This window comes from Scandinavium sp. NPDC088450, assembly GCF_044900545.1.
Taxonomy (GTDB): domain Bacteria; phylum Pseudomonadota; class Gammaproteobacteria; order Enterobacterales; family Enterobacteriaceae; genus Scandinavium.
Window position 1 is genome coordinate 253,625 of record NZ_JBJDNI010000001.1, and the last position, 24,029, is coordinate 277,653.

Consider the following 24,029-nt stretch of genomic DNA (forward strand, 5'->3'; position numbering starts at 1 on the left):
TCAGGGAGAGGGCCGGGGAGAGGGGGAAATGGCGGCTCAGTGGTCTAACGCCGTGACCTCACCACCTGATAACGACGAGTAAAATACTCAACCGGCGCGCTCCACACGTGCACCAGACGCGTGAACGGGAACAGCAGGAATATCGTCATCCCCAGCGCCAGATGCACGCGGAAGATAAATGCCACGCCATCCAGATGCGCCGATGCGCCGCCATGGAATGTCACGACGGCCTGCGCCCAGCCCACCAGTTTCAGCATTTCGCTGCCGTCCGGGTGTTGCGCGGAAAACGGGATGGTCGACAGCCCCAAAATGCACTGAATCAGCAAAATCGACAGGATCAGAATATCCGCCGTACTCGATGTGGCGCGGATGCGTGGGTTAAACAAGCGACGGCAAAGCAGGCCCGCACCGCCCACCAATGTCATTAGCCCGCACACGCCGCCGAGGATCATCGCCATCTGCTGTTTTACGCTGATAGGCAGGAACCACGCATAGACCCAGTGCGGTGTCAGCATCCCGAACGCGTGCCCAAAGAAGACACCCAGAATGCCGACGTGAAACAGATTCGACCACAGCACCATCCCGCGTTTATCCAGCATTTGGCTGGAAGCCGCGCGCCAGGTGTACTGCCCGTAGTCGTAGCGCAGCCAACTGCCGAGGATAAATACTGTTCCGCAAAGATAAGGGTAGATATCGTAAAAGAAGACGTTCAGATACTGGCTCATTTCGGGCCTCCGGCACGGATGTCGACATACTGCGGGGCGACATCCTGGCTAAAGCGTTTCTGATAACTTTGCAGCGGGGAGCTGTCACAGGCCGTCGCATTATCCTCAATAAACTTCACCTGTTCCTCTTCCCACACCGCATCCAGCGCCTGGCGAGTGTCGTCGCGCGGCTCGTCTTTGACCTGATTGGTTACACTGTCACTTCTTAACGGACTGTTTGCCAGCAATAACAACGCATCAAAGAGCTGATAATACGCAGATTCTCGTTGTTTAAGCCTGCCGCCCAGCAGGGCGAGAATCGGGGCAACGTTCTGCAATCCTTCGCGTGCTTCTTCAGGCGATTGGGTGCTGAGAAACTCCAGATACAACGGCAGATAATCGGGCAGCTCTCGGCAGTCGAGCTGTAAGCCCGCCTGTTCGTACTGCGCCATCAAATCCACCATCGCCTGGCCGCGATCGCGGGATTCACCGTGAACATGCTCAAACAGCAGCAGTGAAGTGGCACTGCCGCGTTCGAACAAGTCACACCACAGTTCCTGCTGATCGAGCAACGGTTTATCGAGATACTCTTTTACCCAGGGCTCCAGCGTGGGCGCGTCCTGCGCCACCAGCATTTGGGCTTCTTGGCGATTGTCCCACAACAGCGCATCGGGATATTCCAGCAGCAGGGCGATGAGCTTGAGGATCGGCATTATTCGCCCTCCCCATGGTGACGCACGCCGGAGACGTCTATTGCGTCGATGCGTTTGCTGTTAAAGAGGTTGAATTTGGTGTCGGAGCCGTGACAGCCGTCGCCAAACGTAAAGCCGCAGCCGTTTTTCTCCGGGAAGGCATCGGCGGCCATTTCGCGGTGGCTGGTTGGGATCACAAAGCGGTCTTCATAGTTGGCGATGGCGAGATAACGGTACATCTCTTCAACCTGTTCCACGGTGAGACCGACTTCCTCAATAGCGCGGGTGTCGGTGACGCCTTCGACAGTTTGCGAACGTTTGTAATGACGCATCGCCATCATGCGTTTCAGCGCACGCAGCACCGGGCCGGTATCGCCCGCTGCCAGCATATTTGCGAGGTACTGCACAGGAATGCGCAGGCTTTCGACAGAAGGCAGCACGCCGTCAGACATCGGCAGGCCACCCGCGTCGGCATAAGACTGAATCGGTGACAACGGTGGCACATACCAGACCATCGGCAGGGTGCGGTATTCCGGATGCAATGGCAGAGCCAGCTTCCAGTCCATCGCCAGTTTGTACACCGGTGACTGCTGAGCGGCTTCAATCACGTTCTGCGGAATGCCTTGTTTGAACGCTTCTTCGATCACGCGCGGATCGTGCGGATCGAGGAACACGTCGCACTGACGTTCGTACAAATCGGTGACATGCTCCGTGCTGGCGGCTTCTTCAATGCGGTCAGCATCGTAAAGCAGCACGCCGAGGTAGCGAATGCGCCCGACGCAGGTTTCGGAACAGACCGTCGGCTGGCCGGATTCAATGCGCGGATAGCAGAAAATACATTTTTCCGACTTGCCGCTTTTCCAGTTGAAGTAGATTTTTTTGTACGGACAACCGCTGATGCACATGCGCCAGCCACGGCATTTGTCCTGATCAATCAGCACAATGCCGTCTTCTTCACGCTTATAAATTGCTCCGCTCGGGCAGGTGGCGACACAGCTTGGGTTGAGGCAGTGCTCGCACAGGCGCGGCAGGTACATCATGAAGGTGTTTTCAAACTGGCCGTACATTTCCTTCTGGATTTTCTCGAAGTTCTGATCTTTGGCGCGTTTTTCAAACTCGCCGCCGAGCAGCTCTTCCCAGTTCGGGCCCCATTCGATTTTGTTCATGCGCTCGCCGCTAATCAGCGAGCGCGGGCGAGCGGTAGGCAGGTGTTTACCTTCAGGCGCACGTTGCAAATCCTGATAGTCGTAGGTGAAGGGTTCGTAGTAATCATCAATCTGCGGCAGCACCGGGTTGGCAAATATTTTGGTGATAACACCCAGACGGCCGCCAAGGCGCGGCGTGAGTTTGCCGCTGATCCCTCGCACCCAGCCGCCTTCCCACTGTTCCTGATCTTCCCAGTTTTTCGGGTAGCCAATGCCGGGTTTGGTTTCGACGTTATTGAACCACGCGTATTCCATGCCTTCGCGTCCGGTCCAGACGTTTTTGCAGGTGACGGAACATGTGTGGCAGCCAATGCATTTGTCGAGATTCAGTACCATGCCTACCTGAGAACGGATTTTCATTTTTTCGCCTCCTGAACCTGATCGTTGCCTTCGTCATCCAGCCAGTTAATGTTTTTCATTTTGCGGATCATGATGAACTCGTCGCGGTTCGAGCCGACGGTACCGTAGTAGTTGAAGCTCCACGCCAGTTGCGCGTAGCCGCCAATCATGTGCGTTGGTTTCGGGCAGATACGGGTGACGGAGTTGTGAATGCCGCCGCGTCGTCCGGTCACTTCTGAGCCTGGGATATTCATGATGCGTTCCTGGGCGTGGTACATCATGGTCATGCCCGGCGGAATACGCTGGCTGACCACCGCGCGGGCCGTCAGTGCGCCGTTAGCGTTGAAGGCTTCAATCCAGTCGTTATCAGCGATGCCCAACTCTTTGGCATCGGTTTCACTCAACCAGACAATCGGCCCGCCACGCGACAGCGTCAGCATCAGCAGGTTTTCGCTGTAGGTGGAGTGAATGCCCCATTTTTGGTGCGGTGTAAGGAAGTTAAGCGCTTTTTCCGGGAAGCCATTTGGCGGGATTTCATGCATCTGGCTGACGCTGCGCGTGTCGATAGGCGGACGATACGCCACCAGGCTTTCGCCAAAGGCACGCATCCACAGGTGATCCTGATAAAGCTGCTGACGCCCGGACAAAGTGCGCCATGGGATCAGCTCGTGAACGTTGGTGTAGCCCGCGTTATAGGAAACATGTTCGCTCTCAAGCCCCGACCACGTTGGGCTGGAGATGATTTTGCGCGGCTGGGCGACAATATCGCGGAAGCGAATTTTCTCGTCTTCCTTGTTCAGCGCCAGATGGGTGTGTTCACGCCCGGTGATTTTGCCCAGCGCTTCCCAGGCCTTGACCGCCACCTGACCGTTGGTTTCCGGGGCGAGGGCGAGGATCACTTCGGAGGCATCAATCGCCGTTTCGATAAGAGGACGGCCTTTCGCCGGGCCATCGAGTTTGACGTAATTGAGTTTGCCGAGGAAATCGACTTCGTTTTGAGTATTCCACGAAATGCCTTTGCCGCCGTTGCCGAGCTTGTCCATCAACGGACCAAGCGAAGTGAAACGCTCGTAGGTTGCCGGATAATCACGCTCGACGACCGCAATATTCGGCCCGGTTTTCCCCGGCACGTACTCGCATTCACCTTTGCGCCAGTCTGCCACTTCGAACGGCTGAGACAGCTCTGCGGGCGAATCGTGAAGCAGGGGCGTTAACACCACATCGGTTTCAGTCCCGAGGTGGCCGACGCAAACCTGTGAGAACGCTTTGGCGATGCCCTTGTAGATTTCCCAGTCACTTTTTGCTTCCCACGCCGGGTCGACTGCCGCAGATAACGGGTGAATAAACGGATGCATATCCGAGGTATTCATGTCGTCTTTTTCGTACCAGGTGGCGGTCGGCAGCACGATATCGGAGAAAAGGCAGGTGCTCGACATCCTGAAATCAAGCGTCACCAGCAGATCAAGCTTGCCTTCAATCGCCGCCGTCTGCCACTCGACTTCTTCCGGTTTGACGTCATCGCTTTCGCCCAGCGCATCGCCCTGAATGCCGCTCTCAGTGCCGAGCAGGTATTTCAGCAGATATTCGTGGCCTTTCCCGGATGAACCCAACAGATTCGAACGCCAGACAAACAGATTGCGCGGGTGGTTTTTGCCGCTGTCCGGCTGTTCGCAGGCCATGCGGATATCGCCCGATTTCAGCGCCTGTGCGGTGTATTCCGCAGGTGTCACGCCTGCCGACTCGGCCATTTCTTTTATCGACAAAGGGTTGAGGTTGAGCTGCGGCGCGGAAGGCAGCCAGCCCATCCGCTCGGCACGGACGTTGAAGTCGATCAGATGGCCGGTAAATTTGCTTTCATCCGCTAACGGAGAGAGCAGTTCTTTGGCGGTGAGTTTTTCATAACGCCACTGGCTGGAGTGGTTGTAGAAGTAAGACGTGCTGTTCATCTGGCGCGGTGGACGGTTCCAGTCCAGCGCAAACGCCAAAGGTAACCAACCAGTTTGCGGACGCAGTTTTTCCTGACCGACGTAATGCGCCCAGCCGCCGCCGCTTTGCCCGACACAGCCGCAGAAGATCAGCATGTTGATCATCCCACGGTAGTTCATGTCCATGTGATACCAGTGGTTCACGCCAGCGCCGAGAATAATCATCGAGCGACCATGCGTTTTATGCGCGGTATCAGCAAACTCGCGGGCGATCTGCGCGATATGGTATTGCGGCACGCCGGTAATTTGTTCCGCCCAGGCTGGCGTGTAGGCTTTTACTTCGCTGAAGTCTTTCGAGGCAAGCGGGTCGTCCAGCCCGCGATCAAGGCCGTAGTTCGCCAGAATCAGGTCATACACGCTGACCACCAGACCCGAAGAGCCATCTGCCATAGTGAGCTGTTTCGCCGGGAGCTGGCGAACCAGAATCGGGTCCTGCTTCACGCTACGGAAATGCGGGTTTTCATTGCCGCCAAAGTAGGGGAACGCCACGCCAACCACGTTGTCGTGATTGCCGAGCAGAGAGAGTTGAAGCTCCATTTCTGCGCCTGCTGCAAGCGATTCCAGATTCCATTTCCCTTGCTCGCCCCAGCGAAAACCAATCGCGCCATTCGGCACCACCAACTCGCCAGACGTGGTGATAGCCACGGTTTTCCATTGCGGATTGTTGCTTTCACCAAGGTTATCCACCAAATCGGAAGCGCGCAGCATGCGGCCTGGCACATAACTGCCGTCATCGCGGCTATCGAGTTGCACCAGCATTGGCATGTCGGTGTAGCGGCGCGCGTAGTTGAGGAAATAGTCGCTCGGGTTATCGAGGTGGAATTCTTTGAGGATCACATGGCCCATCGCCATCGCTAACGCACTGTCAGTGCCTTGCTTCGGTGCCAGCCACTGGTCGCTGAGTTTCGCCACTTCTGAGAAGTCTGGCGTGATGGCGATGGTTTTGGTGCCTTTGTAGCGCACTTCGGTGAAGAAGTGCGCATCCGGCGTGCGCGTCTGCGGCACGTTTGAGCCCCAGGCGATGATGTAGGAAGAGTTATACCAGTCGGCCGATTCCGGCACGTCGGTCTGTTCGCCCCAGGTCATCGGCGAGGCGGGCGGCAGGTCGCAATACCAGTCGTAAAAGCTCAGACAGGTGCCGCCAAGCAACGAGAGATAGCGTGTGCCTGCGGCATAAGACACCATCGACATAGCTGGAATGGGCGAAAAGCCCGCCACGCGATCCGGGCCGTAGTGCTTAATCGTCCAGACGTTAGCGGCGGCAATCAGTTGGTTGAGCTCCTGCCAGTTGGAACGCACAAAGCCGCCATGGCCACGTGCCTGTTTGTATTTTTTGCATTTTTCCGGGTCTTGCATGAGGGCATTCCACGCATTCACCGGGTCATTGTGCTGCTCCAGCGCTTCACGCCACATCGAGATCAGGCTTTTGCGGATCAGCGGATACTTCAGACGGTTAGCACTGTACAAATACCAGGAGTAGCTTGCTCCACGTGGGCAGCCGCGAGGTTCATGATTGGGGAGGTCAGGGCGCGTGCGAGGATAATCTGTTTGCTGGGTTTCCCAGGTCACCAGCCCATTTTTGACGTAAATCTTCCAGCTGCAGGAGCCGGTGCAGTTTACGCCGTGGGTGGAACGAACAATTTTGTCGAACTGCCAGCGCTGGCGGTAACTGTCTTCCCAGTCGCGGTTGGTGTTGTAAACCTGGCCGTGGCCGTTAGCGAAGCTGTCGCCTTTTTGCTTAAAGTAGCGAAAGCGATCGAGGAGTTTGCTCATGACATTGCTCCGTTGTGTAATTGCCGGGCGGCACGGTGTTTGCCCGGCCTACAAAAGATTCGTACGGTTTGTAGGCCCGGCAAATGAAATGCCGCCGGGCATGAGATCAGGCTTTTGGTGCTTTGCGGCGGCCATAAACCAGCCAGGTGACCAGTACGCAAACGATGTAGAACACCAGAAACACCTTCATTGCGCCGACGGGGGAACCGGTCATCGCCAGCGAGGTCCCGAAGGCTTTCGGGATGAAGAAGCCGCCGACTGCGCCGATGGCAGAGATAAACCCGAGCGCGGCCGCCGTATCGGTCACGGCTTCCTGTTGCGCTTGTTCATCGCTGCCACCGCGCTGTTTCACGCGGGCAATGGTTATCTGGCGAAAGATGATGGCGATCATCTGGAAGGTGGAGCCGCTGCCAAGCCCGGCGGTGAGGAACAGTCCCATAAACACCAGGTAGAAGAAGATGAAGTTGCCCGGTGAATGACCGCCTGGCAGCGTGAGGAACAGCAGGGCGCTGAACAACGCCATAAAGACGAAGTTCACCAGCGTGACTTTGACGCCGCCGAGTCTGTCGGAGATAAACCCGCCTGCTGAGCGTGCCAGTGCGCCGATGAACGGGCCGAAGAAAGCCAGTTTGAGGATGTTCACATCGGGGAATTGAGTTTTCGCGAGCATTGCAAAGCCCGCAGAGAAACCGATAAACGAGCCGAATGTTGCCAGGTAAAGCAGGGCGAGGATCCACATATGAAGGCGACCCAGCACCGGCAATTGTTCCGCGACCGAAGCTTTAGAACTGGCGATATCGTTCATGCCAAACCAGGCGGCGAGGGTGGCAATCAGCAGCAGCGGCGCCCAAATCCAGGCGGCGTTTGTCAGCCACAAGGTTGAGCCATCCTCCTGCGGCACGCCATGTACGCCAAGGAACGTAAAGATCGGCAGGAAAATCACCACCGGGGCGGCCATTTGCATCACGCTGACGCCTAAATTGCCCAGGCCGCCATTAATGCCCAATGCGCCACCCTGACGGGCTTTTGGGAAGAAGAAACTGATATTTCCCATGCTTGAGGCGAAGTTTGCTCCAGCGAAACCACACAGCAACGCGATGACAATAAATACTCCGTACGGGGTATTTGGGTTTTGAATCGCAATGCCCAGCCAGACACAGGGAATAATCAGAATAACGGTACTTAATACCGTCCAGTAGCGCCCACCAAATAAGGGCACCATAAAGGAGTAGGGCACGCGTAATATTGCCCCGGAAAGCGAAGGTAAAGCGGTTAATAAAAACAGTTGGTCAGTGGTGAAATTAAATCCGACTTTATTGAGGTTAACTGCCACCGCGCTGAAGAGCATCCACACGCAGAACGCCAACAGCAGGCAAGCCACGGAAATCCAGAGATTTCGCCGGGCGATGGCCTGGCCTTTGTTCTCCCAAAAGCCCGGATTCTCAGGCCGCCAGTCTTGTAAAAGGTAATGATTTTTCTTCTCATCTTGTTGTGACATATCGCCCTCGTTTGCACCAGTACGTTATGAAAAATAAGCAAAAAGAGTTCGCCAGAAACGATTGCTCCGGGAAAAATAAGACTTTTTAGGGTGTTGTGAATGAAGGATAGATAAAAAAGCGCCACCCCGCGAATGGGGCGCTAATATCGTGGCGCTTAAGTGTTACTAATTGTAAGTTGTTAAAATAATTCCAGCTCAATAAGATGATGCAGATGGCGGCTAAAAGCGGCATCGTCAACTTCTGCCATCCCTAACACATATATCCCGTCGAGCCCGCAAACTAATGATATTAAACGCCAGGCGATATTTTCGGCGCTGTCTTGCAAGGTAAATTCCCCGGCACGCTGACCCGCGAGAATGAGCTTCACCGTTTCGCCATGCCACATCGACATCGTCAGCAGGTAAGCGCCTTTGATTTCGGCATCGCTGTCTGCCAGCAACTGTGCCTGGCGCCAAAGACGAATATAAGGCTCAAGTCGACGGTCTTCGCTGCCCAGCATTGAAAACAAACGATCGCGCCAGCTGGCATTTTCCGGCACCAGCGGCAGGGCCATCATCTCTTCAATCAGCCGGACAAACGCCTGTGATTTTAGCTCTCCCGAAGAGGTGAAGTGGTGATGGACCTGACCGGCGGCAATGCCCGCCCGGCTGGCGATGTTGCGCACGGTCATCGCCGAAAATCCCTCTTCAAGTGCCACTTTCATGGCGGCCAGCATGATGGTTTCTCGACGCTCTTCTCGGTTCAGATAGCTCATAGTTTCAGTCCCTGAGGGTAACCAAACGATAATAACAAAAAGCTGGACAAGCGTTCAACTCTCAAGCAGGATCGCAATCTGGACAAGTGTCCAGTTCTGTTCAAAAGAGGGAAAGAGTATGTTTCATCAATGGTTAACGTTGATTGCTATTGTGCTGGTTTATATCCCGGTAGCGATTGATGCCACGGTATTGCACGTTGCTGCGCCCACGCTGAGCGTTCAGCTTGGGGCCAGTGGTAATGAGCTGCTGTGGATCATTGATATTTATTCGCTGGTGATGGCCGGGATGGTGCTGCCGATGGGCGCGCTGGGCGACCGCATTGGTTTTAAGCGCTTGTTGTTATTGGGCAGCGGCTTGTTTGGCCTGGCGTCACTGGCAGCGGCGTTTGCCGGTAATGCGGAATGGCTGATTGCGGCTCGTGCACTGCTGGCTGTCGGCGCGGCGATGATTGTTCCGGCTACGCTCGCAGGTATTCGTAATACCTTCAGCGAGGCCAAACATCGCAATATGGCGCTCGGGATGTGGGCGGCTGTGGGTTCCGGCGGTGCGGCATTTGGTCCGTTAATCGGCGGGATCGTACTGGAGCATTTCTGGTGGGGCGCGGTGTTCCTGATCAACGTGCCTATCGTGGTGCTGGTGATGGCGCTGAGTGCCCGCGTTGTGCCGCCGCAGCCAGGGCGTCGCGAACAGCCGCTGAATATCAGTCACGCGCTGATGTTGATTGTGGCTATTTTGCTGCTGGTGTGGAGCGCCAAAACGGCCATGAAAGGGGTCATCGCGCTGTGGATTGTCGGGCTGGTTCTGCTGTTTGGCGCATCATTACTGACGGCTTTCGTGCGCATTCAGCTAAACGCCCGTACGCCAATGATCGACATGCGCCTGTTCACCCATCGCATCATTCTTAGCGGGGTGATGATGGCGGTGACGGCGATGATCACCCTGGTCGGTTTTGAGTTGCTGATGGCGCAAGAGTTGCAGTTTGTGCACGGCAAAACGCCGTTTGAGGCCGGATTATTCATGTTGCCGCTGATGCTGGCGAGTGGCTTTAGTGGCCCGATTGCTGGCGTGTTGGTATCACGCCTTGGTCTGCGTCAGGTTGCGACCGGCGGTATGGCGCTGAGTGCAGTGAGTTTCCTTGGGCTGTCGATGACGGATTTCACCACCCAGCAATGGCAGGCTTGGGGGCTGATGACGCTGCTCGGTTTCAGCGCCGCCAGCGCCTTACTCGCCTCGACAGCTGCCATTATGGCGGCTGCGCCAAAAGAAAAAGCGGCGGCAGCCGGGGCCATCGAAACTATGGTGTATGAACTCGGTGCGGGTTTGGGCATTGCGTTGTTCGGCTTGATTCTGACCCGAAGCTACAGCGCGTCGATTCTGTTACCGGCTGCACTCAGCGCTGAAGCGGCAAACCGGGCGGGTTCGTCGATTGGTGAAGCCATGCAGTTAGCGCAAACACTGACACCTGAACTGGCGGATTCCGTGGTGCATGCCGCGAAAACCGCCTTTATCACCTCGCACAGCGTGGCGCTGTTTAGCGCTGGCTCGATGATGTTGATTCTGGCGGTGGGCATCTGGTTTGGACTGGCAAAAGTTCGCCAGTCCGTTGCCTGATCAACTGCGGCGAGTCGCTGCCCAACATAGCAAGGAGCCTGCACAGACCATGCAGGCGCCTTGCCAGAACGCCCATGAGAGCGGGGCACTCAACAGGAAAGAAGCCAGGGCTGAGGACAGCACTGGCGTGAAATAAGACCCGACAGCCAGCAGGCTGACGTTGCCGTGCAAAATGCCAATATTCCATGCTGCATAGGCGATACCGAGCGACAGGGCACACATCACCAGTTTGATGACCACAGGCCAGCTGAACACCATCGGCGGTTGCGGACTGGAAAAATACTGTATCCACAGGCTGAGGCCAGTCAGCAATACAAACAGCGTAATGCCGTTTTTGCCTTTGGCGTATTTGGCGGTCACCGTGCAATAGGCCGCCCAGATAAACGCCCCAACGAAAGCCAGAATATAGCTCAGTGGGCTGCTGGCGATATTCTGTTTAATTTCCACCAGGTTCAGACCTTCCTTACCGCCTAATACCCAACTGACGCCCAGCAGCGAAAGCAATAACCCTGGGACCACCCACCAACGCGCTTTTTGCCCGTTAAAGAGAATCGCAAAAGCGATAGTCAGGCTGGGCCAGAGGTAATTGACCATGCCCACTTCAATCGCCTGCTGCCGCGTGGCGGCGTAGCCCAGCGAGAGCGCAAGGCAAATTTCATAGCTGACGAACAGCACGCAGCCGGCAATCAAATAGCGCGTTGAGAAAGTTTTAAGCTTTGGAAAACCGACGGTGACCAGCAGCAGTAAACCGCTGCAGGTGTAGATAGCCGCCGCGCCACCGACAGGGCCGAGGCCTTCGGAAACGCCGCGAATAAGGCCGACCATGCTGCTCCACAGCAAAATGGCGATGAGCCCGATGGAAGTTGCTCTGTTTTTAGTCATTGGAAAGGTGAAAGCTGAAAATAGGCAGGCCATGTTTATAGCATCCCAACGCGATAATCCCTAAGGATTACAAAATTTTGTCATTCATGACTATTAATGGGGCGCTGGCAGAAGAGATTGATTTGACGCAAAAAGTGAGACGGCCCCGGTGCTATTTTTCCGCCAGTTTTGTCCTACAACAACGAGGGAAAAATGGACGTTAGCCGCAGAAAGTTTTTTAAAATCTGCGCGGGCGGGATGGCAGGAACCACAGCGGCAGTTCTGGGATTTGCCCCAAAACTGGCGTTGGCTCAGGCACGCAACTTCAAACTGTTGCGCGCAAAAGAGGTTCGTAATACCTGCACATACTGCTCCGTGGGATGCGGGCTGTTGATGTACAGCCAGGGCGATGGCGCGAAGAACGTGCGCGAATCTATCTACCATATCGAGGGCGACCCGGATCATCCGGTCAGCCGCGGCGCACTTTGCCCAAAAGGCGCGGGCCTGCTCGATTATATTCACAGCGAAAACCGTCTGCGATATCCGCAATATCGCGCACCGGGCTCCGATAAATGGCAGCGCATCTCCTGGGATGAAGCGTTCACCCGTATCGCTAAGCTGATGAAGGCCGACCGCGATGCCAACTTCATTGAGAAAAACGAACAGGGCACCACGGTAAACCGCTGGCTTTCCACCGGGATGCTTTGCGCTTCGGCCGCCAGCAATGAATCCGGATTATTGACCCAAAAATTTGTCCGCTCCCTCGGGATGCTGGCGGTAGACAACCAGGCGCGCGTCTGACACGGACCAACGGTAGCAAGTCTTGCTCCAACATTTGGTCGCGGTGCGATGACCAACCACTGGGTGGATATCAAAAACGCCAACGTGGTGATGGTGATGGGCGGCAATGCCGCTGAAGCTCACCCTGTCGGTTTCCGTTGGGCAATGGAAGCCAAAAACAATAACGATGCAACGCTTATCGTGGTCGACCCACGCTTTACGCGTACCGCATCGGTGGCGGATATTTATGCGCCCATTCGCTCTGGTACGGACATTACGTTCCTGTCCGGCGTGCTGCTGTATCTGATCGAAAACAACAAAATCAACGCCGAATACGTCAAGGAATATACCAACGCCAGCCTGCTGGTGCGGGAAGATTTCAGCTTTGAAGATGGCTTATTCAGTGGCTATGACCAGGCCAAACGTCAGTACGATAAAACCTCATGGAACTATCAGTTCGATGAAAACGGCTACGCCAAACGTGACGACACGTTGAGTGACCCGCGCTGCGTGTGGAACCTGCTGAAAGAGCACGTCTCCCGCTATACGCCAGATGTAGTGGAAAATATCTGCGGCACGCCGAAAGCCGATTTCCTGAAAATCTGTGAAGTGCTGGCATCAACCAGCGCGGCCGACCGCACCACAACCTTCCTGTATGCACTTGGCTGGACGCAACACACCGTTGGCTCGCAGAACATCCGTACTATGGCGATGATCCAACTGCTGCTCGGCAATATGGGCATGGCCGGCGGCGGCGTGAATGCGTTACGTGGCCACTCCAATATCCAGGGTCTGACCGATCTGGGTTTGCTGTCGACCAGCCTGCCGGGCTATCTGACGTTACCGTCAGAAAAACAGACCGACCTGCAAACCTATCTGCAGGCCAATACGCCGAAAGCCATGCGTGCCGATCAGGTCAACTACTGGAGCAATTACCCGAAATTCTTCGTCAGCCTGATGAAAGCGTTTTATGGCGATAAGGCGCAGAAAGAGAACAATTGGGGCTTCGACTGGCTGCCGAAATGGGACCAGATGTATGACGTTATCCACTATTTCCATCTGATGGATAAAGGTGAAGTGAACGGCTATTTCTGCCAGGGCTTTAACCCGGTGGCATCGTTCCCGGATAAGAATAAAGTCGTACAGAGCCTGAGTAAGTTGAAGTATCTGGTGGTCATCGATCCTCTGGTCACCGAAACCTCCACCTTCTGGCAGAACCACGGAGAGATGAATGACGTGAATTCTGCGGATATTCAAACCGAAGTGTTCCGCTTACCGTCGACATGCTTTGCTGAAGAAGACGGGTCAATCACCAACTCCGGACGCTGGCTGCAGTGGCACTGGAAAGGCGCGGAACCGCCGGGTGAGGCTATCAATGACGGTGAAATCCTCGCGGGTATTTTCCATCGTCTGCGTAACCTGTATGCGACCGAAGGCGGCAAAGGTGCTGAACCGCTGCTGAGCATGAACTGGCATTACAAGCTGCCAGATACTCCTGCGTCGGACGAAGTGGCGAAAGAGAACAACGGCTACGCGCTGGACGATCTCTTTGATGCCAACGGTGTCCAGATTGCGAAAAAAGGCGAACTGCTCACTAGCTTTGCACAGCTGCGTGATGACGGTTCAACAAGCTCTTCCTGTTGGATCTACGCCGGTAGCTGGACAGAAAAAGGCAACCAGATGGCTAACCGGGATTCCTCAGACCCTTCCGGTCTTGGCAATACGCTGGGTTGGGCATGGGCGTGGCCGCTTAACCGCCGTGTGCTTTATAACCGCGCGTCGGCGGATATCAACGGCAAGCCGTGGGATCCGAAGCGGATGCTTATCCAGTGGAACGGGACGAAATGGGGCGGCAACGATATCCCTGATTTCAATACTGCACCGCCGGGCAGCGCTACCGGGCCATTTATCATGCAACCGGAAGGAATGGGACGCCTGTTTGCACTTAACAAACTCGCCGAAGGGCCGTTCCCGGAACACTACGAGCCGATGGAAACGCCACTTGGCACCAATCCGTTGCACCCGAACGTGGTATCAAACCCGGTTGCTCGTCTGTATGTCGATGACGCGCTGCGTCTGGGTAAAAAAGACAAGTTCCCGTATGTCGGTACGACGTATCGCCTGACGGAGCATTTCCATACCTGGACCAAGCACGCGCGGCTTAACGCCATCGCGCAACCGGAGCAGTTTGTGGAAATCAGCGAGCAGCTGGCGAAGAGCAAAGGTATTGCCAACGGTGACAAGGTGAAAGTCAGCAGCCAGCGTGGGTTTATTCGCGCCGTTGCGGTGGTGACTCGTCGCCTGCAAACGCTGAACGTGCATGGTCAGCAAGTGGAAACCGTCGGGATCCCGTTGCACTGGGGCTTTGAGGGCGTGGCGCAGAAAGGGTATATCGCGAACACCCTGACGCCGAATGTCGGCGATGCCAACTCGCAAACGCCGGAATACAAGGCGTTTCTGGTCAACATCGAGAAGGCGTAAGGAGCCACGCTATGTCAATGGAAACACAAGACATTCTTAAACGCTCGGCAACCAACGCTGCCACTCCCGCGCCACGTGCGCGGGACTACAAGCAGGAAGTCGCCAAGCTTATCGATGTCACCTCTTGCGTCGGCTGCAAAGCCTGCCAGGTCGCCTGTTCAGAGTGGAATGATATTCGCGATGAAGTAGGCCACTGCGTCGGGGTTTACGATAATCCGGCCGATCTCAGCGCCAAATCCTGGACGGTGATGCGCTTTAGCGAAACCGAGCAGAACGGCAAGCTGGAGTGGCTGATTCGTAAAGATGGCTGCATGCACTGCGAAGATCCCGGTTGCCTGAAGGCTTGTCCTTCAGCCGGAGCCATTATTCAGTACGCCAACGGTATCGTCGATTTCCAGCAGGATAACTGCATCGGTTGCGGCTATTGCATTGCAGGCTGCCCATTCAACGTGCCGCGCCTGAACAAAGAGGACAATCGGGTCTACAAATGCACGCTTTGTGTCGATCGCGTCAGCGTCGGCCAGGAGCCAACCTGCGTAAAAACGTGTCCGACCGGGGCAATTCATTTTGGCACCAAGCAAGAAATGCTGGATGTTGCAGAACAGCGTGTCAGCAAACTGAAAGCGCGCGGGTACGCCAATGCGGGTGTTTATAACCCGCAGGGCGTGGGCGGTACGCATGTGATGTACGTGCTGCATCATGCTGACCAGCCGGAGTTGTATCACAAACTGCCCGCTGAACCGAAAATCGACACGTCGGTGAATCTGTGGAAAGGCATCCTCAAGCCGCTGTCAGCCGCCGGATTTATCGCCACCTTTGCTGGCCTGATGTACCACTACATCGGGATTGGGCCAAACAAGGAAGTGGATGATGAGGAGAACGAAGATGAGTAAGTCAAAAATGATTGTCCGCACGAAGTTCATCGACAGAGCCTGTCACTGGACGGTGGTGGTGTGCTTCTTTTTGGTCTCGCTGTCTGGGATTTCGTTCTTCTTCCCAACGCTGCAATGGCTAACTGAAACGTTCGGTACGCCACAGATGGGGCGCATACTGCATCCGTTCTTTGGCGTGCTGATTTTCGTCGCGCTGATGTTTATGTTCGTGCGCTTTGTGCGTCACAACATCCCGGACAAGCAGGATATCCCCTGGTTGAAAGGCATTGTGGAAGTGCTGAAAGGCAACGAACATAAAGTGGCGAAAGTTGGGAAGTACAACGCCGGGCAGAAAATGATGTTCTGGACCATCATGAGCATGATTTTTGTGCTGCTGATAACCGGTGTCATTATCTGGCGGCCGTATTTTGCGGACTTTTTCCCGATTCAGGTGATTCGCTACAGCCTGTTGATTCACGCCACTTCGGCGATCGTGTTGATCCACGCCATTTTGATTCACATGTATATGGCGTTTTGGGTGAAAGGGTCGATTAAGGGCATGATTGAGGGCAAAGTGAGTCGTCGCTGGGCTAAAAAGCATCATCCTCGTTGGTACAGTAAGGTTGAGCTGCGAGAAGCGCAGCAAAAAAGCAAGACTGTCTAAAAAAGCATGGCGCCTTACTCGGCGCCATTTTTTATGCTTCTCGTTTTGCTAACGGGCGCAATCCTGATACATCAACCCGCTTTTCGGCTTCTTTCAGGCTCCAGGCCTGTTGCAGGTTGAGCCACAATTCAGGAGAGCTGCCAATCACAACCGACAGCTTAATTGCCATTTCCGGCGTAACCGCCGCTTTGCCGGCCAGCAGGCGGCTGGCGGTAGAAGGGGCTATGTTCATTGCACGCGCGAACTCACGCAGGCTGATGTTCAGTTCTTCCAGCTCCTCTTCGATGATATCGCCGGGACTTGAAGGGTTTGCCATTTTCATCAGTGATAATCCTCATAGTTCAATACATGGGCGTTACCGTTAAAAAACTCAAAGGTCAGACGCCAGTTTCCTGAAACGGTGATGGCCCAGACACCCTGACGTTCACCTTGTAATTCATGTAGCCGATATCCACGGAGGTTAAGATCGGTGACTGTTGTCGCCTCGTTCATCATGCTCAATCGGTTAAGTAAACGTTTGACATGCTTGGGGTTTACCCCAGACGCGTCTTTAAAAAAGAACAGGTCGCGTAATCCTTTATGTCGGAAGCTCATGATCATCCATCGCCATCCTTGTTCCTTCATGAGGAACAGTGTAGTGAGTGTTGCGTGTGACGCAACAACTATTTTGCGTCCACGTGAAAGTACTCAGGGGATGGTGCACCTGAAAGGCGCGTGGAATGGCGTTAAGGCGGAAAAGGGGCTGAAAGCGGCTCGCAAGAATGCAAAAATCCGGCCTCAAAACCGGATTTTTTGTCACTGAAGGGGATCAGAAAATCTACACAAACTTCGCCAGAGGGTCGGCGGCGGCAAAGGCGACGTCGCGCTCGGCTTTCGGGGGATAAATCAGTTCATTGGTGATGGCAATTTTCAGCTTTTTGGCCTCTTCGCGCACCAGTTTCACCTGTTGATCCCAGCCTTCGGTATACACCGCGCCCCAGGCCCCTAAATCCAGACAGGTTACATAGTTCACCTGACGGTATGGCAGAGCGGGTACGTCCAGCAGGCTTGCCGCGGCGTTATGGCCTGCAAATTTACCTAGCTGAATAGCATGCTGGCAGGTCATCAGGGCCGTGTTTCCTGCGTCGTCAGTCTTAGCATGAGCCATATCGCCGGTGGCAAAAATGTTGCTGTAGCCAGGGATTTGCAGGTTTTCAGCGACGATAAATCGACCCAGCGCATCGCGATCGGCTGTTAAATTCTCGCCGAGTGAACTGGCTTGCACGCCTGCCGTCCAGACAACCGTCGATGCTTCAATGCGTGTGCCGTCCTGAAGGGTAACGCCTGAGGCATCAACAACTTCAACTCCTGCGTTCAGACGCCATTCCACGCCCAGTTCTTCGGAGGCATCACGGATAATGTCACGCAGGGCTTCGCTGTAACGCCCGCCAATCACTGAACCTCGCTCAACTACGACTACTTTAGTCTTTGTCTCTGCGCCAAACAGCGCTTTGAGGCGGGTAGGGAGTTCAGTCGCCAGTTCAATGCCGGTAAAACCGCCACCGCACACCACGACGGTATTGCGGGCTTCACTTTCTGGCCGGGAAGAGAGCGAGCTGAGATGTTCTTCGAGACGCTGCGCCGTTTCCAGTTGGTCGATATCAAAACCGTGCTCGGCGATGCCTTTGATACCGAAGTGATGCAAGCGGCTGCCGCTCGCCACAACCAAACGGTCATAGGTGATGAAGGTGGATTCCGCTTCCGCTGTTTTGTACCAGACGCCATTCTCTGCTGCGTCGATACGCTCGGCATGGCCCGCGATGAAGCGAATATTCAATTCAGTGAACAGGGGCTGAAGATCGGCGGTCAGCGAGGTCACGTTTTCCTCATAAAAGCGCGGTCGGACTCGGAGTTCAGGCTGCGGAGCGAGGACGGCAATCTCCAGCGATTGATTGCCCTGTAAGTGTGCCAGACGCGCCGCACTTACCGCAGACCACATGCCTGCAAAGCCGCTACCGATGATGAGAATACGTTGTTTCATGGGACTTCCTTCTGCATTTTTCAGGCCACTCGGCCCCGATAACTGCCACTATACTTGTCGGAGTTAACTCCGACAAGATCTTTCTGAGTTTATGCGTTATCATCGTCGCGACTTATGAAGAAGGGGGCGATATGGCCTTTTACAGTTCTGGCGTGGAATATGGCATCCACAGCCTGATGAATATGGTGGATGCCAAAGGCAACGAGCGCGAAATGAACGTCCGTGAGATGGCGGAGTTGCAAAACGTGCCGTACGACTATCTCGCGAAAATTTTTACGCGGTTATCCCGTGCCGGGCTGGTGGTGAGTTCAGAAGGCAAGGGCGGTGGATTCCGTCTGGCGCGTGCCAGTGAACTGATTACTGTGCTCGATGTTGTGCACGCCATCGACGGACAAAAGTCGATGTTTGAGTGCAAAGAAATTCGCCAGCGTCTGGCTTTGTTTGAAGAAGCGCCCCCGGCCTGGGTGTGTGACGGACCTTGCGGCGTGCGTTCGGTGATGGACAGCGCGCAGCAACGCATGGAAGAAGAGTTAGCCCGACATACGATCCTGGATTTGGCGCGCAAAATGCACCGCAAAGCCCCGGATACCTTCGCCATTGAAGTCAAAGAGTGGATTTCGAACCGTCGCACACAGCAGACGAAAAGTGTCTGAAGCCATGTTCTGAATTACAAACGGCGCCTTAATGGCGCCGTGTGTCTTTTTGGGCTGAGATTAATGACGCAGATCGATAACCATACGACCGCGAATCTGGCCTTGTTCCATTTCTTTGAAGATAGCGTTGATGTCGCCCAGTGGGCGCATTGTTACTTTCGGTACCACTTTGCCTTCGGCAGCAAACTGGAACGCTTCAATCAAATCCTGACGCGTGCCAACCAGAGAGCCGACAACCTGAATGCCATCCAGTACCAGGCGTGGGATATCGAGACTCATGGATTCTGGCGGTAAGCCTACTGCCACAACACGGCCGCCAGCGCGTACTGCATCAACCGCGGAGTTGAACGCCGCTTTCGCGACCGCTGTGACGACAGCCGCATGTGCACCGCCCGTTTTTTCCTGCACGATCTTCGCGGCATCTTCACTGCGGGAATTGATGGTTAAATCGGCACCCATCTGCGCTGCCAGTTTCAGCTGTTCGTCATTCACATCCAGCGCAATGACTTTGGCATTGAAGACGTTTTTAGCATATTGCAGCGCCAGATTGCCCAGACCGCCAAGGCCATAAATAGCAATCCACTGACCCGGTTTGATACCAGAAACTTTCACCGCTTTATAGGTGGTGACACCCGCGCAGGTGATGCTGCTGGCTGCGGCGGATTCCAGTCCGTCAGGCACTTTCACCGCGTAATCGGCCGCCACGATGCACTCTTCGGCCATGCCGCCATCGACACTGTAGCCTGCGTTTTTCACATCACGGCACAGCGTTTCGTTGCCGCTATTGCAATATTCGCAGTGCCCGCAGCCTTCAAAGAACCAGGCCACGCTGGCGCGATCGCCAGGCTTGAGGGACGTTACGCCCGGCCCCACTTCTTTCACTACCCCAATGCCTTCATGACCCAGGATCACCCCGGTTTTATCGCCAAAATCGCCATTCTTCACGTGAAGGTCAGTGTGACAGACGCCGCAACATTCCATCTTCAGCAAGGCTTCGCCATGGTTGAGTGGGCGAAGGGTTTTCTCTGTGACAGTGACTTGATGATCGTGTGTAACTACAGCAGCCTTCATAGATTTCTCCTTTTAGAAATGAAAATCTGCAATGCAGGCACGGCGTTTTGAGGGACGTCGTTACTTCTTTAGGGTTAATGCTTTTGCACTGAGAAGCAAGAGATCGGAAACACAAAGTCATAATTTTACAGGAATTGGTAGGATAAGCCGCCACCAAACCCATAAGTTTGCTTTATATTTGCGCACGGAATCACTGAAAAAAAACAGGCACCGAAGTGCCTGTCAAAGAGAGGTTAGAGCGTTTCCAGCCGCTGAGTCAGTTCGGCAATTTCCTGCTGCCATACCTTCTGCGACTGCGGTTTTTGATGCTTTGGCTTACGGGCTTTATCTTCCGCCAGTAAGGTTTCAAGCAGAACCAGACGTTCAAGCAGGGCATCATTGTCGTGATTTAGCTCAACGGGCGCCGATGCTGCTTGACGCTGTTGCTCTGGCTGATGTTGCTCACTCAGCCGGGCCCATGCGGCGTCGGCATCTTGCCATTCCTCCAGTTGTCCATCGTGGATCAGCCAGAAGCGATTGCAGCTCTGTTGCATCAGATGGCGGTCATGGCTGACCAACAGCACGCCGCCGGCAAAAGTTTGCAGCGTTTCTGCCAACGCTTCTTTGCCTTCCATATCCAGATGGTTGGTCGGTTCATCCAGCAGCAACAAGCTATAGCGCGCCAGCGTCAGGCCGACAAACAGCAATCTCGACCGTTCTCCGCCGCTAAGGGAATCCACTCGTTGGCCGTGACGCATCCACGGAAAACCAGCGCTAATCAGTGCCATTTTTCTGTCCTCTGGCGCGGGGGCAAAGGGCTCCAGCGCGTCGAACAGTGTGGCGTCATCGGGCAGTTGATGTAACGTCTGATCGTAATACCCGAGATTCACCCGAGGATGAATTTTCAGCGCATTCTTCTCAGAATTATCACAGTATTGTTGCCAGATGAGCCTGAGCAGCGAAGATTTCCCGCAGCCGTTGCGGCCAATCAGCGCCACCCGATCGCCGCTTTTTAGCCGCGCGATAGGGACACTGAACAGCGCTGGGGCTTCAGGGGCCGGTGAGACGGCAAGGTTCTCCAGCTCCAGCAAGCGGTCTGCCTGCAAGGCATCGCCATGAAGCTGCAATTGCCACTGGCTGCCCGCCGTCACGTCGGTTTGTGATTCCTTCAGCCGCTCGACCTGTTTCTCCATTTGTTTCGCTTTGCGTGACAAATCTTCGTTGTCATACACGTGGCCCCAGGTCGCGAGCCGCTTCGCACTGGCCGCCACACGGTCAATCTCCTTTTGCTCAGCTTTGAAACGCAGGGCATCACTTTCATCCCGCTCCGCCAGCGCCTGGCGTGCCGCGCTGCAGGGAAGGGTAAAGCAGTGCACTTTCTGGTCTCGCAAAATCCAGCTGGTGTTGGTGACGTTATCGAGCAACTGCCTGTCGTGCGAGACCAGAATAAAGCTGCCATTCCAGCATTTGATAAAGCTTTCCAGCCACAGCAACGTGGGCAAATCAAGGTGGTTACTGGGCTCATCGAGCAGCAAAACATCTGGCTGTTTGATCAGTGCGCGTGCCAGCAGTAGACGCGTGTGCTGTCCACCGCTCAGCGTGGCGGACGTCAGCCCAGTGTCGGCAAGGCTAAAGCCCATTTCAGCGAGCAGGGCTTCGACGCGCCAGCGCTGGCTGTCGTGTTCACTGTGAGGGATGTTATCGAGAACAGCCTCCAGCAGTGTTAACGGTGCCAATGAATCAGGCAGATGCTGTTCAACACGAGCCACCAGACAGGCACTGGCTTGCGTGACGTAGCCTGAAGAGGGCGCAAGGGAGCCATCCAGCAGTTTCAGCAGGGTACTTTTTCCGCAGCCGTTGTAGCCAATCAGCCCGACGCGGTCGCCTTTTTTCAGGGTAAAAGAGAGATCGGAAAATAACGGACCGAAGGCCGTTTCCATGCACAGAGAGTGTGCGCTCAGTAGTGTGCTCATAGAACTTACTCAAGTGTTACTGGCGTCGAAACGCCTCGTCAAAAATAGCCGACGATAACTCAGTAAGCCCGAGGGAAGGGATTTACGCTTTTAGTGTCTTCGCTCAAGCAGAAGTTATCGCAGCACGGTACGAGTAACGCTTGAGCTGGCACGATCACCAAAAGTATGTGAAACATTGAAAATTTCACAGTACAGCATGGGGGTCCTCCTTATGTATTCAGCAAGTTGATGGGTGAAGGCAGTGTAGCGGGGATGTGTGGAAAGAGGAACCCTACGATTTGTCGTAGGGTTCACAAACTGAGCAAAGATTAGATTGAGGTGCGGCGGTAGCTGCGGTATTCCGGCTGCCAGAAGTTATCATCGATAGCCTGTTGCAGCGCTTCGGCTGAGGTTTTCACCGCCACGCCTTGCTGCTGCGCCATTTTACCGACCGCAAACGCGATGGCTCGCGAGACAACGTGAATGTCTTTCAGCTCTGGCAACACCAGCCCTTCGCCGTTATTCACCAACGGTGAATGCTTCGCCAGCGTTTCACTGGCCGACATCAGCATATCGTCGGTAATACGGGAAGCGCCGGAGGCAATCACACCCAGACCAATTCCCGGGAAAATATAGGAGTTGTTGCACTGTGCAATCGGATAGGTTTTTTCTTTCCACACCACCGGTGCAAATGGGCTGCCCGTCGCAACCAGCGCACAACCTTCCGTCCAGGTGATGATGTCCTGCGGTGTGGCTTCAACGCGTGAAGTCGGGTTAGACAGCGGCATTACGATAGGGCGCGGGCAGTGCTTGTGCATTTCACGGATTATCTCTTCTGTGAAGAGCCCGGTTTGCCCGGACACGCCAATCAGGATGTCCGGCTTCACGTTGCGCACTACATCCAGCAGCGACAGCACGTCTTCGCTGGTATCCCACGTTTGCAGGTTTTCGCGCTTTTGCACCAGCTTGTTCTGGAATGGCAACAGGTTCGGCATCTGATCGGTCAGCAGCCCAAAACGGTCAACCATGAACACGCGGGCACGCGCTTGCTCTTCGCTTAACCCTTCACGCTGTATTTGCGCGATGATTTGTTCTGCAATGCCACAGCCCGCAGACCCCGCTCCCAGGAACACGATTTTCTGTTCGCTTAACTGGCTGCCTGCTGCACGACTGGCGGCGATCAGCGTGCCGACAGTGACCGCGGCGGTGCCCTGAATATCATCGTTAAAGGAGCAGATTTCATCGCGATAACGGTTAAGCAGCGGCATCGCGTTTTTCTGCGCGAAGTCTTCGAACTGCAACAGCACGTCTGGCCAGCGTTGTTTGACGGCCTGAATGAAGTCGTCCACAAACTGGTAGTAATCTTCATCCGTGATACGTGGGTGACGCCAGCCCATATACAGCGGATCGTTCAACAACTGCTGATTGTTGGTGCCCACGTCCAGCACTACTGGCAGCGTATAGGCCGGGCTGATCCCGCCGCACGCGGTATACAGCGACAGCTTACCAATAGGAATGCCCATCCCGCCGATACCCTGGTCGCCCAGGCCCAGAATACGTTCGCCATCGGTGACCACAATCACTTTGATGTTGTGGTTTGGCACGTTCTGCAGAATGTCGTCCATGTTGTGGCGGTTTTCATAGGAGATAAACACACCGCGGGAACGACGATAGATCTCGGAGAAACGTTCACAAGCGGCACCCACCGTAGGGGTGTAGATAACCGGCATCATCTCGTCGAGGTGGTTTTCGACCAGACGGTAGAAGAGGGTTTCGTTGGTGTCCTGGATATTGCGCAGGTAAATGTGTTTGTCGATTTCCGTTTTGAAGCCCTGGTACTGGATCCAGGCGCGCTCGGCCTGTTCTTCGATGGTTTCGACCACTTCAGGCAGCAACCCTAACAGGTTGAAATTACGGCGCTCTTCGATGCTGAACGCGCTGCCCTTGTTGAGCAACGGAAACTCCAGCAACACGGGACCAGCATAGGGAATATAGAGAGAACGGTTTTTTTTATGGTTAAGTAACATTACACGCATCCTTTGTCATCACGTCAGGCCCGGAGTTGCAAAGCGTTAGGGTCTGGCAGGGTCTTCGGCGCGGCAAAGTATAAAGCAAGTGTTAATGAAAGTGAGT

General features: G+C 54.8%; 18 protein-coding genes. 5 read left to right on the plus strand and 13 right to left on the minus strand.

The window, feature by feature from the left end:
* Positions 1–44: 44 nt before the first annotated feature.
* From narI to ACI2I2_RS01195, 6 genes are all read right to left on the minus strand, one after another.
* Positions 45–725 (minus strand): respiratory nitrate reductase subunit gamma, encoded by a 681-nt coding sequence (gene narI, locus ACI2I2_RS01170; RefSeq protein ID WP_404656213.1) that lies wholly within the window; start codon positions 723–725, stop codon positions 45–47.
* Entirely contained in the window at positions 722–1,417 is a 696-nt protein-coding gene (gene narW, locus ACI2I2_RS01175; RefSeq protein ID WP_404656214.1) for a nitrate reductase molybdenum cofactor assembly chaperone, read from the minus strand. The genes narI and narW overlap by 4 nt, the downstream gene beginning before the upstream one ends.
* Complete coding sequence (gene narH, locus ACI2I2_RS01180) at positions 1,417–2,961, minus strand: nitrate reductase subunit beta (protein ID WP_330985083.1); 1,545 nt, start codon at positions 2,959–2,961, stop codon at positions 1,417–1,419. Before narH ends, narW begins: the two co-directional genes overlap by 1 nt.
* Positions 2,958–6,698 (minus strand): nitrate reductase subunit alpha, encoded by a 3,741-nt coding sequence (locus tag ACI2I2_RS01185; RefSeq protein ID WP_404656215.1) that lies wholly within the window; start codon positions 6,696–6,698, stop codon positions 2,958–2,960. Before ACI2I2_RS01185 ends, narH begins: the two co-directional genes overlap by 4 nt.
* Before the next feature lie 106 nt (positions 6,699–6,804).
* Positions 6,805–8,196: a NarK family nitrate/nitrite MFS transporter gene (locus tag ACI2I2_RS01190; RefSeq protein ID WP_404656216.1), complete on the minus strand. Its 1,392-nt coding sequence runs from the start codon at positions 8,194–8,196 to the stop codon at positions 6,805–6,807.
* A gap of 179 nt (positions 8,197–8,375) precedes the next feature.
* Positions 8,376–8,951, minus strand: coding sequence for a TetR family transcriptional regulator (locus ACI2I2_RS01195; protein WP_404656217.1), 576 nt, complete (start codon positions 8,949–8,951; stop codon positions 8,376–8,378).
* 118 nt (positions 8,952–9,069) lie between these two features.
* On the opposite strand from ACI2I2_RS01195, the gene ACI2I2_RS01200 reads away from it, so the two are divergent.
* On the plus strand, positions 9,070–10,563 hold the full coding sequence (locus tag ACI2I2_RS01200; protein ID WP_404656218.1) for an MFS transporter: 1,494 nt from the start codon (positions 9,070–9,072) through the stop codon (positions 10,561–10,563).
* On the opposite strand, the gene yddG is transcribed toward ACI2I2_RS01200, so the two are convergent.
* Entirely contained in the window at positions 10,564–11,445 is an 882-nt protein-coding gene (yddG, locus tag ACI2I2_RS01205; protein WP_404656219.1) for an aromatic amino acid DMT transporter YddG, read from the minus strand.
* 192 nt (positions 11,446–11,637) lie between these two features.
* Here yddG and fdnG point away from each other — a divergent pair, with 192 nt between their 5' ends.
* Genes fdnG through fdnI form a run of 3 tightly spaced genes read left to right on the plus strand, consistent with a single transcriptional unit; the run spans position 11,638 to position 16,221 of the window.
* On the plus strand, positions 11,638–14,685 hold the full coding sequence (fdnG, locus tag ACI2I2_RS01210; protein WP_404656220.1) for a formate dehydrogenase-N subunit alpha: 3,048 nt from the start codon (positions 11,638–11,640) through the stop codon (positions 14,683–14,685).
* Positions 14,686–14,696: 11 nt separating this feature from the next.
* Entirely contained in the window at positions 14,697–15,578 is an 882-nt protein-coding gene (gene fdxH / locus ACI2I2_RS01215; protein WP_404656221.1) for a formate dehydrogenase subunit beta, read from the plus strand.
* Complete coding sequence (fdnI, locus tag ACI2I2_RS01220; RefSeq protein ID WP_404656222.1) at positions 15,571–16,221, plus strand: formate dehydrogenase-N subunit gamma; 651 nt, start codon at positions 15,571–15,573, stop codon at positions 16,219–16,221. Before fdxH ends, fdnI begins: the two co-directional genes overlap by 8 nt.
* Before the next feature lie 31 nt (positions 16,222–16,252).
* Here the strand turns inward: fdnI and ACI2I2_RS01225 are convergent, their stop codons facing one another.
* The 3 genes from ACI2I2_RS01225 to ACI2I2_RS01235 form a co-directional block, all read right to left on the minus strand.
* A complete protein-coding gene (locus ACI2I2_RS01225) occupies positions 16,253–16,543 on the minus strand; it encodes a HigA family addiction module antitoxin (protein ID WP_404656223.1) in 291 nt (96 codons plus the stop codon).
* Positions 16,543–16,821 carry a type II toxin-antitoxin system RelE/ParE family toxin gene (locus ACI2I2_RS01230; RefSeq protein ID WP_404656224.1) on the minus strand — a complete coding sequence of 93 codons (279 nt, stop codon included), beginning with the start codon at positions 16,819–16,821 and terminating at the stop codon, positions 16,543–16,545. Before ACI2I2_RS01230 ends, ACI2I2_RS01225 begins: the two co-directional genes overlap by 1 nt.
* Positions 16,822–17,038: 217 nt before the next feature.
* Positions 17,039–18,241, minus strand: coding sequence for an NAD(P)/FAD-dependent oxidoreductase (locus tag ACI2I2_RS01235; RefSeq protein ID WP_404656225.1), 1,203 nt, complete (start codon positions 18,239–18,241; stop codon positions 17,039–17,041).
* A 131-nt stretch (positions 18,242–18,372) separates the two neighbouring features.
* Between ACI2I2_RS01235 and ACI2I2_RS01240 the strand changes: the two genes are divergently transcribed.
* Positions 18,373–18,894 (plus strand): RrF2 family transcriptional regulator, encoded by a 522-nt coding sequence (locus ACI2I2_RS01240; protein ID WP_404656226.1) that lies wholly within the window; start codon positions 18,373–18,375, stop codon positions 18,892–18,894.
* Positions 18,895–18,954: 60 nt separating this feature from the next.
* Here ACI2I2_RS01240 and adhP read toward each other — a convergent pair whose 3' ends face one another.
* From adhP to ACI2I2_RS01255, 3 genes are all read right to left on the minus strand, one after another.
* Positions 18,955–19,965, minus strand: a complete 1,011-nt coding sequence (adhP, locus tag ACI2I2_RS01245; protein ID WP_404656227.1) for an alcohol dehydrogenase AdhP — start codon at positions 19,963–19,965, stop codon at positions 18,955–18,957.
* A 233-nt stretch (positions 19,966–20,198) separates the two neighbouring features.
* Complete coding sequence (locus ACI2I2_RS01250) at positions 20,199–21,917, minus strand: ABC-F family ATP-binding cassette domain-containing protein (protein ID WP_404656228.1); 1,719 nt, start codon at positions 21,915–21,917, stop codon at positions 20,199–20,201.
* 308 nt (positions 21,918–22,225) lie between these two features.
* Complete coding sequence (locus ACI2I2_RS01255) at positions 22,226–23,923, minus strand: NAD-dependent malic enzyme (protein WP_404656229.1); 1,698 nt, start codon at positions 23,921–23,923, stop codon at positions 22,226–22,228.
* Positions 23,924–24,029 lie beyond the last annotated feature (106 nt).

Bases quoted from the DNA above. Each gene is read 5' to 3' on its own strand.
- narI (WP_404656213.1), bottom strand. From the start codon at position 725: ATGAGCCAGTATCTGAACGTCTTCTTTTACGATATCTACCCTTATCTT.
- narW (WP_404656214.1), bottom strand. From the start codon at position 1,417: ATGCCGATCCTCAAGCTCATCGCCCTGCTGCTGGAATATCCCGATGCG.
- narH (WP_330985083.1), bottom strand. From the start codon at position 2,961: ATGAAAATCCGTTCTCAGGTAGGCATGGTACTGAATCTCGACAAATGC.
- ACI2I2_RS01185 (WP_404656215.1), bottom strand. From the start codon at position 6,698: ATGAGCAAACTCCTCGATCGCTTTCGCTACTTTAAGCAAAAAGGCGAC.
- ACI2I2_RS01190 (WP_404656216.1), bottom strand. From the start codon at position 8,196: ATGTCACAACAAGATGAGAAGAAAAATCATTACCTTTTACAAGACTGG.
- ACI2I2_RS01195 (WP_404656217.1), bottom strand. From the start codon at position 8,951: ATGAGCTATCTGAACCGAGAAGAGCGTCGAGAAACCATCATGCTGGCC.
- ACI2I2_RS01200 (WP_404656218.1), top strand. From the start codon at position 9,070: ATGTTTCATCAATGGTTAACGTTGATTGCTATTGTGCTGGTTTATATC.
- yddG (WP_404656219.1), bottom strand. From the start codon at position 11,445: ATGACTAAAAACAGAGCAACTTCCATCGGGCTCATCGCCATTTTGCTG.
- fdxH (WP_404656221.1), top strand. From the start codon at position 14,697: ATGTCAATGGAAACACAAGACATTCTTAAACGCTCGGCAACCAACGCT.
- fdnI (WP_404656222.1), top strand. From the start codon at position 15,571: ATGAGTAAGTCAAAAATGATTGTCCGCACGAAGTTCATCGACAGAGCC.
- ACI2I2_RS01225 (WP_404656223.1), bottom strand. From the start codon at position 16,543: ATGAAAATGGCAAACCCTTCAAGTCCCGGCGATATCATCGAAGAGGAG.
- ACI2I2_RS01230 (WP_404656224.1), bottom strand. From the start codon at position 16,821: ATGATCATGAGCTTCCGACATAAAGGATTACGCGACCTGTTCTTTTTT.
- ACI2I2_RS01235 (WP_404656225.1), bottom strand. From the start codon at position 18,241: ATGAAACAACGTATTCTCATCATCGGTAGCGGCTTTGCAGGCATGTGG.
- ACI2I2_RS01240 (WP_404656226.1), top strand. From the start codon at position 18,373: ATGGCCTTTTACAGTTCTGGCGTGGAATATGGCATCCACAGCCTGATG.
- adhP (WP_404656227.1), bottom strand. From the start codon at position 19,965: ATGAAGGCTGCTGTAGTTACACACGATCATCAAGTCACTGTCACAGAG.
- ACI2I2_RS01250 (WP_404656228.1), bottom strand. From the start codon at position 21,917: ATGAGCACACTACTGAGCGCACACTCTCTGTGCATGGAAACGGCCTTC.
- ACI2I2_RS01255 (WP_404656229.1), bottom strand. From the start codon at position 23,923: ATGTTACTTAACCATAAAAAAAACCGTTCTCTCTATATTCCCTATGCT.